Origin of the sequence: Devosia aurantiaca (genome assembly GCF_011058215.1) — a bacterium.
GTDB classification, from domain to species: Bacteria; Pseudomonadota; Alphaproteobacteria; order Rhizobiales; family Devosiaceae; genus Devosia; species Devosia aurantiaca.
The window spans coordinates 1,114,618-1,130,649 of the sequence record NZ_JAALFG010000002.1 but is presented as its reverse complement, the minus strand read 5'-3'; the positions used below and the strand labels follow the sequence as shown (position 1 = coordinate 1,130,649).

General features: G+C 62.3%; 14 protein-coding genes and 2 pseudogenes. 7 read left to right on the top strand and 9 right to left on the bottom strand.

What is annotated here, in order from left to right; translation table 11 throughout:
• From G5575_RS13360 to G5575_RS13345, 4 genes are all read left to right on the top strand, one after another.
• Nucleotides 1-503 (top strand): thiamine ABC transporter substrate-binding protein (locus G5575_RS13360; protein WP_164534710.1); only part of this gene is annotated, 503 nt, incomplete at its 5' end.
• A 168-nt stretch (nt 504-671) separates the two neighbouring features.
• Nucleotides 672-1,400: an ABC transporter permease family protein gene (locus tag G5575_RS13355; protein WP_164534709.1), complete on the top strand. Its 729-nt coding sequence runs from the start codon at nt 672-674 to the stop codon at nt 1,398-1,400.
• Complete coding sequence (locus G5575_RS13350; protein ID WP_164534708.1) at nt 1,391-2,260, top strand: ABC transporter permease family protein; 870 nt, start codon at nt 1,391-1,393, stop codon at nt 2,258-2,260. Before G5575_RS13355 ends, G5575_RS13350 begins: the two co-directional genes overlap by 10 nt.
• Nucleotides 2,244-2,876 carry an ATP-binding cassette domain-containing protein gene (locus tag G5575_RS13345; RefSeq protein ID WP_164534707.1) on the top strand — a complete coding sequence of 211 codons (633 nt, stop codon included), beginning with the start codon at nt 2,244-2,246 and terminating at the stop codon, nt 2,874-2,876. The genes G5575_RS13350 and G5575_RS13345 overlap by 17 nt, the downstream gene beginning before the upstream one ends.
• Here the strand turns inward: G5575_RS13345 and G5575_RS13340 are convergent.
• On the bottom strand, nt 2,873-4,846 hold the full coding sequence (locus tag G5575_RS13340; protein WP_164534706.1) for a hypothetical protein: 1,974 nt from the start codon (nt 4,844-4,846) through the stop codon (nt 2,873-2,875). The two genes, G5575_RS13345 and G5575_RS13340, sit on opposite strands and share 4 nt — an antisense overlap.
• Before the next feature lie 46 nt (nt 4,847-4,892).
• Nucleotides 4,893-6,182: an adenylosuccinate synthase gene (locus tag G5575_RS13335; protein WP_164534705.1), complete on the bottom strand. Its 1,290-nt coding sequence runs from the start codon at nt 6,180-6,182 to the stop codon at nt 4,893-4,895.
• Nucleotides 6,183-6,350: 168 nt separating this feature from the next.
• On the opposite strand from G5575_RS13335, the gene G5575_RS13330 reads away from it, so the two are divergent.
• On the top strand, nt 6,351-7,289 hold the full coding sequence (locus G5575_RS13330) for a DMT family transporter (RefSeq protein WP_164534704.1): 939 nt from the start codon (nt 6,351-6,353) through the stop codon (nt 7,287-7,289).
• 67 nt (nt 7,290-7,356) lie between these two features.
• Nucleotides 7,357-7,500 carry a lmo0937 family membrane protein gene (locus G5575_RS13325; protein WP_164534703.1) on the top strand — a complete coding sequence of 48 codons (144 nt, stop codon included), beginning with the start codon at nt 7,357-7,359 and terminating at the stop codon, nt 7,498-7,500.
• Nucleotides 7,501-7,567: 67 nt separating this feature from the next.
• Here the strand turns inward: G5575_RS13325 and serA are convergent.
• From serA to G5575_RS13300, 5 genes and pseudogenes are all read right to left on the bottom strand, one after another.
• Nucleotides 7,568-9,150, bottom strand: a pseudogene (serA, locus tag G5575_RS13320) (phosphoglycerate dehydrogenase).
• A 158-nt stretch (nt 9,151-9,308) separates the two neighbouring features.
• Nucleotides 9,309-10,481, bottom strand: a complete 1,173-nt coding sequence (locus G5575_RS13315; protein WP_164534775.1) for a phosphoserine transaminase — start codon at nt 10,479-10,481, stop codon at nt 9,309-9,311.
• A 129-nt stretch (nt 10,482-10,610) separates the two neighbouring features.
• The gene (locus G5575_RS13310) at nt 10,611-10,829 is read right to left on the bottom strand and encodes a hypothetical protein (RefSeq protein ID WP_164534702.1); all 219 of its coding nucleotides are present in this window, start codon (nt 10,827-10,829) and stop codon (nt 10,611-10,613) included.
• Nucleotides 10,830-10,936: 107 nt separating this feature from the next.
• Nucleotides 10,937-11,680: a Crp/Fnr family transcriptional regulator gene (locus G5575_RS13305; protein ID WP_164534701.1), complete on the bottom strand. Its 744-nt coding sequence runs from the start codon at nt 11,678-11,680 to the stop codon at nt 10,937-10,939.
• Nucleotides 11,673-12,068 carry a response regulator gene (locus G5575_RS13300; RefSeq protein WP_164534700.1) on the bottom strand — a complete coding sequence of 132 codons (396 nt, stop codon included), beginning with the start codon at nt 12,066-12,068 and terminating at the stop codon, nt 11,673-11,675. The genes G5575_RS13305 and G5575_RS13300 overlap by 8 nt, the downstream gene beginning before the upstream one ends.
• Before the next feature lie 228 nt (nt 12,069-12,296).
• Here G5575_RS13300 and G5575_RS13295 point away from each other — a divergent pair.
• Nucleotides 12,297-13,596 (top strand): annotated as a pseudogene (locus G5575_RS13295) (PQQ-dependent sugar dehydrogenase).
• Between the two features lie 75 nt (nt 13,597-13,671).
• Here the strand turns inward: G5575_RS13295 and G5575_RS13290 are convergent.
• Together G5575_RS13290 and glmM are read right to left on the bottom strand one after the other, a co-directional pair.
• Nucleotides 13,672-14,403 carry a hypothetical protein gene (locus G5575_RS13290; RefSeq protein ID WP_164534699.1) on the bottom strand — a complete coding sequence of 244 codons (732 nt, stop codon included), beginning with the start codon at nt 14,401-14,403 and terminating at the stop codon, nt 13,672-13,674.
• Nucleotides 14,404-14,559: 156 nt separating this feature from the next.
• A complete protein-coding gene (gene glmM, locus G5575_RS13285; RefSeq protein WP_164534698.1) occupies nt 14,560-15,903 on the bottom strand; it encodes a phosphoglucosamine mutase in 1,344 nt (447 codons plus the stop codon).
• Between the last annotated feature and the right edge of the window lie 129 nt (nt 15,904-16,032).

Sequence of the window (16,032 nt, the reverse complement as noted above, 5' to 3'; positions counted from 1 at the left end):
CGACGCCTCGACGCCTCCTGCTCTGGGTAAAGGCCGCTTACGGCGACCGCGCCCCGGAAATCTGGGCCGGGCTCAAGCCGCATATCCTGACCATCACGCGCGAATGGAGCGAGAGCTATTCGCTGTTTTTGGAGGGGGAGGCGGACATGGTCTTGTCCTATACGACCTCGCCCGCCTACCACATCTTTGACGAGGGTGATCACACGATCAAGGCGGCGCTCTTCGACGAAGGGCATTTCCCGCAGATCGAAGTGGCGGGGATCTTGAAAAGCTCGGACCAGCCCGAGCTCGCCGCGCAATTTCTCGCTTATCTCGCTTCGCCCGAGGGGCAGAAAGCGATCCCGACGACCAACTGGATGTTCCCCGTTGTCGACCTCGGCGCCGATCTCGATCCGTCCTTCGCCGACTTGCCGCAGCCGGCGAAGACGTTGACCCTGAGCGAAGAGGAGATCATCGCGAACTCCGGGGCCTGGATCGACGAGATGCTGGCGGCCGTGCAGTAGGCTCGGGTTTCATGTCGGTCGTGGAAGAACCCCCACCCAGCCTCCCCGTAAGTCGGGGGAGGAGTGCCATCGCGTTTTGGGCGCGATCGCGGATAAACACCGGCGTGCTCCTCCCCTTCTGCAGGGGAGGCCGGGTGGGGTCGCTAGCACTGGCGCGGGAGGTGACCGTTGACCCTCCCTCGCCGTCCCCTCCGCATCGCCACCGCTGCCATCCTGTCCCTTGCCATTGCCGTGCTCATCGCGTCGGTGCTGTGGGCGATCTTTGTGGCGGCGACCGGCACCGTTGCGCCGTCCCGCATCGACATCCCGCACCTTTTGCGCATGACGACGCTCCAGGCCGGTCTCACCACGGGCCTGTCCTTGATCGTCGGCATCGGGCTTGCCTGGGCGCTCAACCGGTTGCGCTTCCCCGGCCGCGATCTTGTTGTCGGCCTCTTTGCCGCCGCCATCGTTACGCCGGGAATGGTTGTCGCCTTCGGGCTCCTGTCGATCTGGGGCCGCAATGGCTGGATCAACCACGCGCTTAATGCTCTTTTCGGCATCACCGTTGAAAGCCCCGCCTATGGGCTCGGCGGCATTTTGCTTGCCCATGTCATTCTCGACGGTGCTTTTGCCGCCCGCATCCTCCTGGCCCGGCTCGACGCCATTCCGGCGAACCGCCTTAAGGTCGGCCAGTCGCTTGCCTTGTCCGCCGGCCAGCGGTTTTGGTTGATCGATTGGCCAGCGCTTCGCGGCTCGTTGCCGGGACTGGGCGCCATTATCTTCCTTCTGGCCTTCACCAGTTTCCCGATCGTCTTGTTGCTCGGCGGGGACCAGCCAACCAGACGCTCGAAGTCGCCATCTATTCCGCCGTTCGCCTCGACTTCGACCTGGTCGGCGCTGTGCGCTTGGCGCTGACGCAAATGGCAATCTGCGCTGCGGTCATCGTCCTCGCCTCGGCGTTTACTGCCGTACCGACCGCCCTCGGTCGCTCGGCGCAGCCGACGTGGTCGGACAACCGCACCGCGCGGGCGCTGCAATGGCTGGTGCTTGCTCTTTCGGTGCTCGGTTTTGCCTTGCCGCTGCTTTCGGTGCTGGTCGATGGGGTCGTGGGTGGCTTTGGCCGCGTCATCGCACAGCCGAGCTTTTGGCAGGCGACCGCCACCAGCATCGGCATCGGCGCGGCTTCCGCCGTTCAGACACTGCTACTTGCCCTCGTCTTGGCCCTTGGGCGCGCGGCTGCGGCGAACAGTGTTGCTCGCACGCTGCTCGGCGTGCCGGCCTATGCCTATCTCGCGGTGCCGTCGGTGGTGTTGTCGCTGGGCTTTTTTCTCCTCGTGCGCAATCTCGGCCTGCCACTCGGGGCGGTTTCACCAATCGTGGTCATTTGTGCCAACAGTCTGCTAGCACTTCCCTTCGCCATGGCGACTTTGGCGCCGCCGCTCGACGCCATCGCGCGCACAAAAGGCAAGCTTTTGCTCAGCTTGAACATGTCCGGATGGGCTCAGTTCGCGCGGATCGAATATCCGCTGCTCGGACGCGATATCGGCTTGATGCTGGCGCTGAGTTTTTGCTTCAGCCTCGGGGACCTGGGCGTCATCGCGCTGTTCGGCACGCAGGATTTTCAGACCCTGCCCTTGCTGATGTATCGAGCGCTCGGCTCCTATCGCAACAACGATGCCGCCGTCATCGCTGCCATCCTCCTGATCGGCACCATCGTGGCCTTTGTCGGCCTGCCGCGCCTCATCGAAAGGCTTGCCCATGCTCCGCGCCAGTGACCTGGAATTCAGATATCGGCCCGAAGATGAGCCCTACCATTTCAGCTTCGAGGCCACGGCGGGCCAGGTCACGGCTATTTCCGGCGCCAGCGGCTCCGGCAAATCGACGCTCCTCGATCTTCTTGCGGGATTTCTCCAGCCGAGCCAAGGAGCGCTGACGCTGGACGACACCAACCTTCTGCCGCTTCAGCCTGAACACCGCCCCGTCTCGTTGCTGCTCCAGAGCGATAATCTCTTTGAGCATCTGAGCGCCGTTGGAAATGTCGAGCTCGGCATGCCTCGCGGCGAGCGTGGAAGGGAAAAGGTGGACGCCGCTCTAGTGGAAGTGGGACTAAGCGGGCTGGGTGGACGCCCGGCCTCGACGCTTTCCGGGGGCCAGAAGCAGCGCGTGGCGCTGGCGCGCACTCTGTTGCGCAATCGTCCGGTGCTGCTGCTGGACGAACCGTTTTCGGCGCTCGATGATGAAACACGCGGCACGGTGCGGACGCTGGTCGGTGAGCTGAGCAGGCGTCACGGCTGGCACACGGTGCTTGTCAGCCACCATGCTGACGACATTGCCGCCTTGGCCAGCCGTCATTATCGGATCGTGGACAAAAGGCTAAGCGACGCCGCTTAGCTCCGCCACGCCGTCAGCACACGGTCGAACAGGACTTGGGCATCCTCGTCCTTTTCAAGGGTGAGAATGGCATTGCGGCCGGTGCCGTAAACCACGGCCAGATCGAGCCAGCGCTGGCTGTCGAGAAGGCCGGTATTGGTGGCGACATCTTCTTCCGAGGCGCTCAAGGCGAAGAGGAAGGAGTTGCCGACAACCCGGGCGGCGGCGCCCTCAAGGGCCGTGCCCGGCACCAATTCCTCGTCCTTGAGCAGGACGCCTGCGAGAGTCGCAATCGAGCCGCCGATGAAGGTATCGGGGACGTCGAAGCTGATTTCCATCAAGTGGCTGGCGGGCAGGACCGGATCGTTGTTCTTGCGGATGGTGATCGAGACGCCAAGATTTCGCGCTGGAATGCTGGCTTCGCCGACCAGGGTCGGGGCGCCGATCTCGTCGGTGCCTTCGGTCCAGTCGACCGTGCCCGAGAACGGTACGGCGCCGCTCTGGCCATCGGCCGAGGCCTCGAGCAGCAGCGACTGATTGCCGGCGAGATTGACCGGATTGACGCTGGCTGCCGGATCGTCGGTGGCAGCGATCGTCGTGTCGGCGCCAGAGAGGCGCTCTTCCGACTTGGTTTCGCCATTGAGCGAGGGCATCACGGTTTCGGTGCCGGTGGGGACGACGGGCTCGGGGGACGGCTCGAGACGATCGTCGGTTTCGAGGCCTTCGAGGGCTGCCGTGGGCTCATTGGCCTGGGTCGTGGCTGTGTTGCCCGGACCGGCAGCGCCCTCGTCGCCGACCGTGGTGTCGGCAACCGTCGTGTCCATGGTCGGCACGACGGGATCGGTGACCTGCGCCTGTTCGGTGACCGTCGGCGTGCCACTGCCGAACATCTGGTCTAGATCGACAAAGCCTTCCCGCCAGGCCCAGAAACCGGCGCCACCGACGCCGACGAGCAGCAAGGCAAAGACCACGAGGAAAATGGTGAGACCCGCACCGGAGCGCGTTTCGGCATTTGCAGCAGCGAAAGCGGCATCTTCCGGTCGCTCCGGCACAGCGTCAGCTTCTGCTGGCGCCGGATCGTTGCGCTCGGGCAGGGGCTCGGCAAACTCACCGCGGGCTTCGCGATCCAGAGTTTCGATGGCGCGTTCGATGGCGCCTTCGGCTTCCTTGGCTTCGTCGTTTTCAAGGTCGACTTCGCGGACGCTCGACAATGCCGGCTCGGCCGGCAGCGGCGGCGAGATTATGACCGGCTCGGACGCCGGCTGGCGCGCCAGCGCGGTGCTGCCCAAGGTGGACTCAAGGCGCGAGGCGCTGGATGCAGGCGGGAAGGTTATGGCTGCCGTGTTCGCGACGGCGGGAGGCGGCGTTTCGCGGCGCGAGAAGAAGGACAAGCGGCCCGGCTTAGGCTCCGGCTTGGTCTCAACCAGTGGAACGACGGCGGGCTGTTCGGGTTCGGGAGGCGCGTTGACGGAAGCCGCCTGCGCGATGATGTCTTCGATCGACGTTGCTGGCGGCTCTTCCGCCACCGGCGGTTCAGGCTCGGGCTCAGGCGTCGCTTTGGCGACCGGCACTGGCTCCGGCGCGACTTGCACCGGCTCCGGTATCGGTTCGATCACGACCGGGTCAGGCGCCGGTTCGGGTTCGGCAATCGCCTCGGGCTCCGGCTCTCGGACCGGATCGGGTTCGGGCTCGACGACAGGTTTTGGCGCAACGGGTGCGGGTCGGGGCGTGAAGGCCGGCCGGGCAGCGGCCTGGCCCTCACGGCCAAGGCTGATCACGGCTTCGCTGGCTTCCTGCTCGACCTGGCGGATACAGTCTTCGAGCTGCAGGCGGTGCTGGGTAATGTCGCGGGCGGGGAGGGGAGGATTGATGGCCCGCAACTGGCCAACCAAAGCCGTGCGTGCCTTCTCGTAGACCGCGCGCCGCGCAGCCCCGTTGTTCTCCGGCAGCGCCGAGATGGCTCGGCGCAGCAACTCCCTATAATCCGCCATCAGCTACTCGGTACTCACTCTTGCAGCGTAGTTGTAACAAAATTTCTCAATCTTGGAATGGGTCAACGACCAGGATCGTGTCTGCTCGTTCCGGACTGGTCGACAAAAGCGCAACCGGCGCGCCGATCAGCTCTTCGATATAGCGAACATATTTGACGGCCTGGGCCGGCAATTCTGCCCAGGAGCGCGCCCCTGCCGTGGTTTCCGACCAGCCCTCAAGCGTTTCGTAGATCGGCTTAACGCGCGCCTGTGCTCCCATTGAGGCAGGCAAATAATCTATGCGTGAACCATCGAGTTCGTAGCCGACGCAGACCTTGATCTCCTTAAGACCATCGAGCACGTCGAGCTTGGTGAGGGCAATACCGGTAATGCCGGAGGTCTTGACGGTCTGGCGCACCAGCACCGCGTCGAACCAGCCGCAACGACGCGGGCGGCCGGTATTGACGCCGACTTCCTTGCCGACCGTTGCAAGATGACGGCCGATCTCGTCGTCGAGCTCGCAAGGGAAGGGGCCTTCGCCGACGCGGGTCGTATAGGCCTTGGTGATCCCGAGCACATAGCCGATGGCGGTGGGGCCAAGGCCCGAGCCGGCGGCAGCAGTGCCGGCGACGGTGTTGGAGGAAGTCACGAAGGGATAGGTGCCGTGATCGTTGTCGAGCAGAGCACCCTGCGCGCCTTCGAAGAGAATACGGGCGCCAGCCTTGCGCTTGTCGTCGAGCACGCGCCAGACCTGGTCCATGAAGGGCAGAATCTGGTCGGCGATCGAGATCAGTTCGTCGTAGATGGTCTGCGCTTCGATCTCGACGAGGCCTATGCCGCGGCGCAGCGCGTTGTGGTGTGTCAGCAGCCGCTCGATCTTGGGCATGAGCGTATCGGGTTCGCTCAGGTCGATCAGGCGGATGGCGCGGCGGCCGACCTTGTCCTCGTAGGCCGGGCCGATGCCGCGGCGGGTGGTGCCGATCTTGAGCCCGGCGTTGGCGTCTTCGCGGATGCCGTCGAGCTCGCGATGGAGCGACAGGATCAGCGGCGCATTGTCGGCGATGCGCAGGACCTCTGGCGTGATCTTGACGCCCTGACCGCGCAGCTTTTCCATTTCGGCGACGAAGTGGTGCGGATCGACGACGACGCCATTGCCGATCACGGAAAGCTTGCCCTGGACGAGGCCGGAGGGCAGCAGCGCCAGCTTATAGCTTACGCCATCGATGACCAGGGTATGGCCGGCATTGTGACCGCCATGGAAGCGCACGACGACATCGGCGCGCTCCGAAAGCCAGTCCACGATCTTGCCCTTGCCCTCGTCGCCCCATTGCGAGCCGACGACAACCACATTCGCCATATTTCAGTCTTCCCCAAAGAGGCTGCATCGCGTGTGGATGCGCCACAGGTCTGGCTCAAGGAGCCGCACCCAGCCAAGCTCAAGACTAACCCTTCGGCCAAGATTGTCGGGTAGGATTGCGGCCGAATAACTGTTAAGTCGGACTGTCCTTACATCACACCGGCCACGATGACAAAGCCGCAAGACCACCAAATTCGCGGCAAAAGCGCCGGTCTGCTGGATCAACCCTATCTGCTGTTGGTTTTGGCGCCGCTTTTCTGGGGCGGAAACGTGGTTGCGGCGAAGCTCGTGGCAGGTGAGATCGACCCGTTTTTACTTTTGGCCTGCCGTTGCGTCCTCGCGACGGCCTTCATCTTGCCGTTCGCTGCTAGACACTTGCGCACAGACTGGCCCGTCGTGCGCCGGGCCTGGCCGGCGCTGATGGCCTTCGGCATCGTCGGCTATGCGTTGTTCAACGCCTTCCTTTATGTGGGTCTGCAATATACGACCGCGGTCAATTCGGCGATCGAGCAGGCCTCCCTGCCCATGCTGATCCTGGGCGCCAACTTCTTGTTCTTCAAAGTCCGCGCGACGGTGTTGCAGATCGTGGGCGTGATCCTTGCAATTTCCGGCGTCATCCTCACGGCAACCCACGGTGAGCCGCTGCGCCTTTTGACCATGGACATCAATATCGGCGACGGTTTCGTCATTCTGGCCTGCCTTGCCTATACCGGCTACACCCTGGCGCTGCGCTTCCGGCCCAAGGTGCACATTATGAGCTTCATGGCCGTAAGCTTTACCGGGGCGGCCATTTCGGCTCTGATCATGCTGGCACTGTTTGGCGGTGGGCTGGGAGAAGTGGCGAGCCTTGGGAATGCTTCGCCGACCGTCTGGGCCGTCATCGCCTATGTCGCGATTTTTCCCTCGATGTTCAGCCAGGTCGCCTATGCGCGTGGCGTCGAGCTGGTCGGTCCCAATCGTGCCGCGCCGAGCCATAATCTGATCCCGGTTTTCGGCACGTTGGGCTCGGTGCTGATCCTTGGAGAGGTCCTGCAGCCCTATCATTTTCTGGCAGCGGCAATCATCGTCAGCGGCATCGTACTGGCCGAGTGGGCCGCGCGGCGCTGAAGCCCGGAACAATCAGACGTTCCGATCATTCCTCTGCTAGTATTCAGTTGTTGATTGGAACAGGCCGATGCTTTGGACGATTGCGGTTATTCTTCTGGCGCTTTGGGCGATCGGCTTGGCCTTCAAGGTTGCCGGCGCGTTGATCCATCTTCTCTTGGTGCTGGCCTTGATCGTGGTGCTCTATAATCTCTTCATCAAGCGCAGGGCTTGAGCCGAGCTAAGGGCACAAATGAAAAAGGCGGCCGCGTGGCCGCCTTTTTGCGTTTCGCGGATGCAGTTTAGAAGCGCAGCGCCTTGGCCTGCTTGACGCCTTCGAGCTTGGCGATCTGGCGGAGTTGTTCTTCAGTCAGCGTGCCGTCGATGGCGAGAAGCGCGATGGCATCGCCGCCCACTTCAGCCCGACCGAGGTTGAAGTTGGCGATATTGATGCCCAGGGTGCCGAGGAGGGTGCCGAGCCGGCCGATATGGCCTGGCTTGTCCTCGTTGGTGACATAAAGCATGGAGGGGGTCAGTTCGGCCTCCATGTTGATGTCCTTGAGCTGGATGATGCGCGGCTTGCCATTGGCAAAGAGCGTCCCGGCAATGGCGCGGGTCTGCTTTTCGGTGGTGAGCGTCAGGCGGATATAGCCTTCATAAGCGCCCTGCTGGTCGCGGTTGGTGGTCTCCACGACGATGCCGCGATCCTTGGCGATCTGGGGCGCCGAAACCATGTTGATGTCGCCCAGCGAGGGCTTGAGCACGCCATTGATGGCGGCAGCAATCATCGGCTTGGTGTTGAGTTGGGCGACACTGCCCTCGAACTCGATCTTGATGCCGGTAATGGCCGTTTCAGTGAGCTGGCCGGCAAAGGAGCCGAGGGTTTCGGCGAGCTTGACCCAGGGGTGAGAAGCGGGGCCTCTTCGGCCGAGATCGAGGGGAAGTTCAGCGCATTGGTGATCTCGCCCGTCATCAGGTAGGCCGAGATCTGCTCGGCGACCTGGAGCGCCACGTTTTCCTGGGCTTCGGTGGTGGAAGCGCCAAGATGGGGCGTGCAGATGACGTTGGGTAGTTCGAACAGCGGATTGTTTTCCGCAGGTTCCTGCAAGAACACGTCGAGCGCCGCGCCTGCGACCTGGCCGGACTTCAGCGCCTGGTAGAGCGCGTCTTCGTCGATCAGGCCACCACGGGCGCAGTTGATGATGCGAACGCCCTTCTTGGTCTTGGCGAGGGTTTCGGCATTGAGGATGTTGCGCGTGGCGTCGATCAGCGGGGTGTGGAGCGTGATGAAATCGGCGCGGGCCAGGAGATCGTCGAGCTCGACCTTTTCGACACCCATGGTCTGGGCGCGCTCTGGCGTCAGGAAGGGGTCGTAGGCAACAACCTTCATCTTGAGGCCAACGGCGCGGTCGGCAACGATCGAGCCGATATTGCCGGCACCGATCAGGCCGAGGGTCTTGTTGGTGACTTCGACGCCCATGAAGCGGTTCTTTTCCCACTTCGATGCGCGGGTCGACGCGTCGGCTTCCGGAAGCTGGCGGGCCAGGGCGAACATCATGGCGATGGCGTGCTCGGCCGTGGTGATGGAATTGCCGAAGGGCGTGTTCATCACGATGATGCCCTTCTTGGTCGCAGCGGGAATGTCGACATTGTCGACGCCGATCCCGGCGCGGCCGATGACCTTGAGATTGGTCGCGGCAGCGATGATCTTTTCGGTCACCTTGGAGGCCGAGCGGATGGCGAGCCCATCATACTGGCCGATGGCTTCTAGGAATTTTTCCTTGTCCTTGCCGAGATCGGGCAGGTAGTCGACCTCGACGCCATTGTCCTTGAAGATCTGGACGGCGGTGGGGCTCAGTTTGTCGGAAACGAGAACTTTGGGCATGGCGGGAGTCCTGGAATGTGTGTGTGGGAGAAGGCCCCCACCCGGCCTGCCCCATAAGGTGGGGGAGGGGTGGCTCCGAGTGTCTGGCACGTTCTTGCCAAGCGCTCGATCTGCTCCTCCCCCCTAATGCAGGGGAGGTTGGGTGGGGGTTCTAAGTTTTAGGCAGCGATCTTGAGCGCGGCTTTTTCTTCGGCGAAGGCCCAGTCGAGCCATGGCGTCAGCGCCGCGAGGTCCGAGGTTTCAACTGTAGAGCCAGCCCAGATACGCAGGCCTGCCGGAGCGTCCTTGTAGGAGCCGAAGTCATAGGCGACGCCGAGCTTGTCGAGGCGGGCGACGATGGCCTTGGCGAAGGCTGCCTGTGCCTCGTCGTCAAGCGCGGTCACGGCCGGATCGGTGATCGAAAGGCAGACCGACGTGTTGGAGCGCTGGTCGGCGTTTTTGGCGAGGAACTCGACCCATGGGGTCTTGGCGACCCAGTCGGACAGGACCGTGAAGTTGGCGTCGGCGCGGTCTTGCATGGCCTTGAGGCCGCCGATGGAAAGTCCCCACTTCATGGCGTCGATCGCATCTTCGATGCAGAGCATCGAAACGGTGTTGATGGTTTCGGCCTTGAAGATACCTTCGATCAGCTTGCCGCCTTTGGTCATGCGGAATATCTTGGGCAGCGGGCGATCGGGCTTATAGGTCTCGAGGCGTTCGACGGCGCGGGGCGAGAGGATCAGGATGCCGTGCGCGGCTTCGCCACCGAGCGCCTTCTGCCAGGAGAAGGTGACGACATCGAGCTTGCTGAAGTCGAGCTTCTGGGCGAAGGCGCCGGATGTCGCGTCGCAGATGGTGAGGCCTTCGCGATCGGCCGGGATCCAGTCGGCATTGGGCACGCGGACGCCCGAGGTGGTGCCGTTCCAGGTGAAGACGACGTCGCGGGTGAAGTCGACCTGGGTCAGGTCGGGCAGTTCGCCATAGGAAGCTTCGAGGACGCGGCAATCGGCAAGCTTGAGTTGCTTTTGGACGTCGGTGACCCAGCCGGCGCCAAAGGATTCCCAGGCCAACATGTCGACGCCGCGGGCGCCGAGGGCGCTCCAAAGGAACATTTCGACGGCGCCCGTATCGGACGCGGGGACGATGCCGATGCGATAGTCGGCGGGAACTTCGAGCAGTTCACGCGTCAAGTCGATGGCTTCCTGGATGCGCGCCTTGGCGGGCTTGGCGCGGTGCGAACGACCAGTCAACGCATTGGCGAGCACATCCACCGTCCAGCCTGGACGCTTGGCACATGGACCCGACGAAAAATTGGGGTTAGCCGGTTTGACCGCCGGTGCGGTTGGGGGCATTTCAGCCATCTTCAGCGGCCCTCCCAGGCCTATGCGTCTCGCGTTAGGGCGAGATGTCCTGAGGCGGGAAATACGCCCGGGGAGGGGTCGGCGTCAATGGGGATGTTGAAGGTGGGTTGGATTGGCCGCTCAGCCGTGCTGTTGAGCGACCGTTGTGTAAAGGCGGACCATATTGGTGTTGTTCGCATCGTCCCAGTAGACGCGGCAAACAAGGCTACGCGCATGTCCGGAGCGGACGAGCTTGAGGCCCAGCGCATTCTCGGCGGCTTGTTCAGGCGAACGGGCTTCGATCTTGAGCTCAGGCTCGACAATGCCGGTTCGTAAATCGATGACTCTAAATGTTGGCAATGAACTATCCTGTCTGAAGGAAAATCCTAACATGGCCAAATCGGCTTGCCCCTAACTTGGGTTAATGAGCCGTCGCTTTGATGCGCGAAAGGACACGGCGGCAAACATCAGGCTTGAAGGCTCAGGTAAGCGGGGTCGAAGCCTGCCAGGGCGGTGAGTTTTTCGAGGTCGCGGATCCACACTTTGCCGCTTTGAAGGCTGATCGCGCCGGTGCGACGGAGGCTCTGGAGCGTGCGGTTGACGTGCACGGTGGAAAGGCCCACCGCGGCGCCCAGTTCGGCCTGCGTCATGGGCAGGTCGTAGCTGCCTTCGGCCGATGTTAGGCCGATTGCCGACAGGCGAAACCAGAGTTCGCACAAAATGCTTGCCAGCCGTTCGGCTGCGGTGCGGACGCCGAGGCTGATGATGCGTTCGCGTCCGATCGCGGCATCAACCGCGGCGGCGCGTTGGCTGGCCCGCAAAAGCGCGGGAAACTGGAGCGCGAGCTTACCGAAAGCCCGAGTGCGGATGCGTCCGATCTGGCTATGCGCGGTGGTGACGCATTGAAGGCTCGAGACGGTGCCGACAAGGAAGCCAAAGTCGACAAAATCGCCGGGCACCACCAGGGTGGTGATCTGCCTCCGCCCATTGCCGAGCAGGCGGAAGTGACAAATCCAGCCGCTCAGCAGCACCGAGACGTCTTGAAGGGCGTCGGGCTGCAGCTCTTGCAGTGGCGGGATCAACGGTCCGCGATTTATCGATCGCCGCACAGCGTCGCGCGCTTCCGCGTCGAGCGGCTCGAACAAGGACAGACGGTGCAGGAAGCGCTCGACAGGATCGTTGCCGAGCAGGGTGCCGGCAAAGTTAGACACGCTGGCTGGCACTCCGCGCGTCAAGACTGGCGCATAAGGCCGAGCATAGATCGCTGGCATTGGCGGGCTTGGTCACCCATGGAATATGGGCAAAGCGATCGGGTCGCTCTTCGGGCCCATAGCCACTGGCGATGGCAACCGCTAGGCCTTTCTCTTCCAGCAAGGGAATGATCTCGTAGGCCTCGCCATCGGCGAACTGGATGTCCAGCACGGCAGCATTGGCAGTGGACTGATCGGAAAGCAGCACAGTACGCAGCTCGGCAAGTTTGCCGACGGTGCCGACGACCTCGGCATCAAGCGCTTCGAACTGCTGCGCCATATCCATGGCCAACAGGAACTCGTCGTCGCAGATGAGAACTCGAAGGTCGCGGCTAGTCGTCTGTGTCAAAACATGAATCCCCTAGCAGCAACGTTATTGCCTGGGGAGAATGGGCCCTATCACATAAGTTAACGGTGAAGAACGATTGTCGCTTATCGATGTGAACTAAACGTGAACAAATCTTCTTTGCGAAAGCCGTTCAGCGTTGAATGTACAGGTAAAATCATGCCGCTAGCACTAGGCGGGGAGTGCAAACGCTCTAGCGTGCGGCAGCATTTTTCTTGAGTGGACTTCGTGATGACCGACAATTCGCTTTTCGCCCGCTTCGTGGCCCTTGTCGGAGGCGCTGCCGTTGCCGTGCGCCATGCGGGCGATGGACCGCGACCGCCGGCCTATGGCACGGCGCCAACGATTCCCGGCCCTAAGCCGCAAGGAAAAATTCCGACGCTCAAGATGCCCACAGCCATGGGCTGGCAGGGCGACCACAAGCCGACGGCTGCGCCCGGCCTCAAGGTCAATGCCTTTGCCAAGGGCCTGACCCATCCGCGCAACATCTACCTTTTGCCGAACGGGGATGTGCTGGTCGCCGAATCGATGGGCGAGGAGGGCAAGCCAAGCACTGTCTTCGACCATGCCATGCATGCCACCATGAAGCGGGCGCGTGCCTCTGGGACCAGCCCCAACCGCATCATATTGCTGCGCGACGCCGACGGTGACGGCATGGCGGAGGAACGTCACACCTTGATCGAAGGGGTGCGGCAGCCCTTCGGTATCGCCCTGATCGGCTCGACGCTTTATGTCGGCGCCAGCGATGCGGTGCTGGCCTATCCCTATGAGGCCGGCGCAACCCGCATCACTGCGCCCGGCCGCAAGCTGATGGACCTCATTCCCGGCGGCCACTGGACGCGAAACCTCATCGCTAGCGCCGACGGCAGCAAGCTTTATGTCGCCGTGGGGTCGCTCAGCAATATCGGCGACCACGGCATGGCGGCGGAAGAAAATCGCGCCTGCATCCACGAGCTCGATCTTGCAAGCGGCCAGTCGCGGATTTTTGCCGGTGGCCTCAGAAACCCTGTCGGCATGGCTTGGGAACCCGTCGGTGGCATGCTGTGGACCGTGGTCAACGAGCGCGACGGTCTGGGTGACGAAACGCCCCCGACTACCTGACTTCGGTTGCGGACGGCGCCTTTACGGCTGGCCCTATAGCTACTGGAACCGGATCGTCGACGATCGCGTGCCGCAGGACGCAGCCAAGGTCGCCAGCTCGACCCAGCCGGACTTTGCTCTGGGCGGACATACCGCGTCGCTCGGACTTTGCTGGCTACCCGAAGGCACGTTGCCGGGCTTTTCCGCCGGCATGGCCATCGGCCAGCATGGATCCTGGAACCGCTCCAAGCTGTCCGGCTATCGCGTCGCCTTCGTGGAATTCCAAAACGGCAAGCCCGTCGGCACGCCGCGCGAGATCCTGACCGGTTTTCTGTCCTCGGACGAAAAATTCTCGTTTGGGCGGCCGGTCGGCGTGGCGCTGGCAAGCGATGGTGCCGTATTGGTTGCCGACGACGTGGGCGATGTCATCTGGCGCGTGACTGCGGCCTAACGAAAAGGCCGGTGTCGTTCTGAGACCGGCCCAATCGATTAGCTCTGGCGGATGTGGCGGTCCGCCACGCCCGGATCAGTTGAAGCGGTAACGAACCGTGCCGCGGACTTCGTGGACGAAGTTGTCGTCGATAAAGTAGGGGGCAGCGGCCTCCGAGTTCTGCAGGCCGTTGATGTAGAGCGCGCGGTAGCCGACGTCGGCGACGACCTGACCGAAGTCGTAACCAACGCCGACCATGCCGGCTGCGGCAAAGCTGGTATTTTTGGTGCGGGTGTCAGCAGGGCCAGGGCCATTGGTGATGAAGTCGTTGAAGGCGACACCGGCACCGGCACCGACATAACCGAAGGCACCCCCAGCAGCGCCGTAGCCGTCGTTGCCGAGAGCGAAGTCATAGTATGCGTTGGCAAGAATGATGGTAGAGCGGAGCGACAGCGTATGTACGCCTGGGGTGACGCCAGTCGTGCCAGCAGGAATGGTGACGCCCATGCCCTCGTTGTTGAGAAAATCAACAGTACCGTCAACGCGAAGACCAGTACCGGTTTCGAAACCTGCGCCAGCACCGACAGAATAACCATAGCCGTAGCGATCGATCGGGAAGAAGCCTGGAGTGGCTTCCGGATGCACGACCCGGGGTGCCCACATCAGGTTGCCGGCGGCGCTGCCACGCAGGTAGAAAGAGCCCGAAACGCCGTAATCGACATCAGGGATTTCGATTACAGGCGGATAGTAAGGCATGTCGGCCGCGATTGCGGAGCCGGCAATAAGAGTGGCTCCTGCCACCAGCATTGCTTGCGTAAGCTTGCGCATTAAGAAGTTCCTTTGGTTGCCACGACACCAGTCGATTGCAGCCAATATCAAGGAAACTTGTTAAAACGCGCTTAACCACGCTGTTTAACCCTAACCTCCGTGGAAAATATTTGGTTACTGAAGTCTTACTTCATCCATGCGGTATATTCGGAATGATCAGGCAACCTGCTTGATGGCCGCCTCAACCTGAGACACCACGGTTTCGACCAGGACCGCATCATCGGCCTCGCCCATGACGCGGATGACGGGCTCGGTGCCCGAGGCCCGCACAACCAGGCGACCGCCATTGCCGAGCATGGCCTGACCATCGGCGATGGCCTGCATGACCTGCTTGTGCTCGAGCGGCTTGCCGGACTTGAACTTCACGCTACGCAGAAGCTGCGGCACCTTTTCGAAGCGCGAGCAAATCTCGGAAATCGGGACGTTCTTCTGTTTCAGTACGGCAAGCAGCTGCAAGGCGGCCACAAGGCCATCGCCGGTAGTGGTGAAGTCCGAGAGGATGATATGGCCGGACTGTTCGCCGCCGACATTAAAGCCCTTGTCGCGCATCGCCTCCAGCACATAGCGGTCGCCCACCTGGGTGCGTTCGAGTGTCAGGCCAAGCTTGGTCAGGTGCCGTTCAAGGCCGAGATTGCTCATGATGGTCGCGACAATGCCGCCACCCTGGAGCATCTGCCGCTCCATCCAGCTTTCGGCGATGACGGCCATGAACTGGTCGCCATCGACCACATGGCCTTTTTCATCGATGATGATGACGCGATCCGCGTCGCCATCGAGTGCAATGCCGATGTCGGCACGCACTTCCTTGACCTTGGCGGCAACCGCCTCGGGAGCCGTCGAGCCGACCTTGTGGTTGATGTTGAAGCCATCGGGCTCGGCACCAATGGTGAAGACTTCGGCGCCAAGCTCCCAAAGGGCGATCGGCGCGACCTTATAGGCAGCGCCATTGGCGCAATCGAGCACCACACGGAGCCCAGCAAGGTCGATGTTCCGGGGCAGGGTGCGCTTAGCATATTCGATGTAGCGGGTACGTGCTTCTTCGTCGCGATGGGCGCGGCCGATTTCCTTGCCCTTAGCCAGATGGCGCGACATGTCGCTGTCGATCAGGCCTTCGATTTCAAGTTCGATCTCGTCGGAGAGCTTGTAGCCGTCGGGACGGAAGAGCTTGATGCCGTTGTCTTCGTAAGGGTTGTGAGAGGCCGAAATCATGACGCCAAGATCGGCGCGCAGCGAGCGCGTCAGCATGGCGACGGCGGGTGTCGGCATCGGCCCGAGAAGATAAACGTCCATGCCCACGGCGGTAAAGCCGGCGGTCAGGGCCTGCTCGATCATGTAGCCGGAACGGCGGGTATCCTTGCCGATGACGACGCGGTTGCGGTGATCGCCGCGCACGAATTTCGTGCCGGCCGCCATGCCCACCTTAAGCGCCAGTTCGGGCGTGAGCTTGTCGCCATTGGCGAGGCCGCGGATGCCATCGGTGCCAAAATACTTCCTGACCATCGCCGACCTCGGTTCACTGGTTGTCTTGGGATAATACCATTTTTCGCTGCAATAGCTGAAGGGGCGCTTAAACGGAAGGGTTAGCGGCTGGGCGGTGAGGCGCTCAGTGAGCCACACAGTGATTTATCT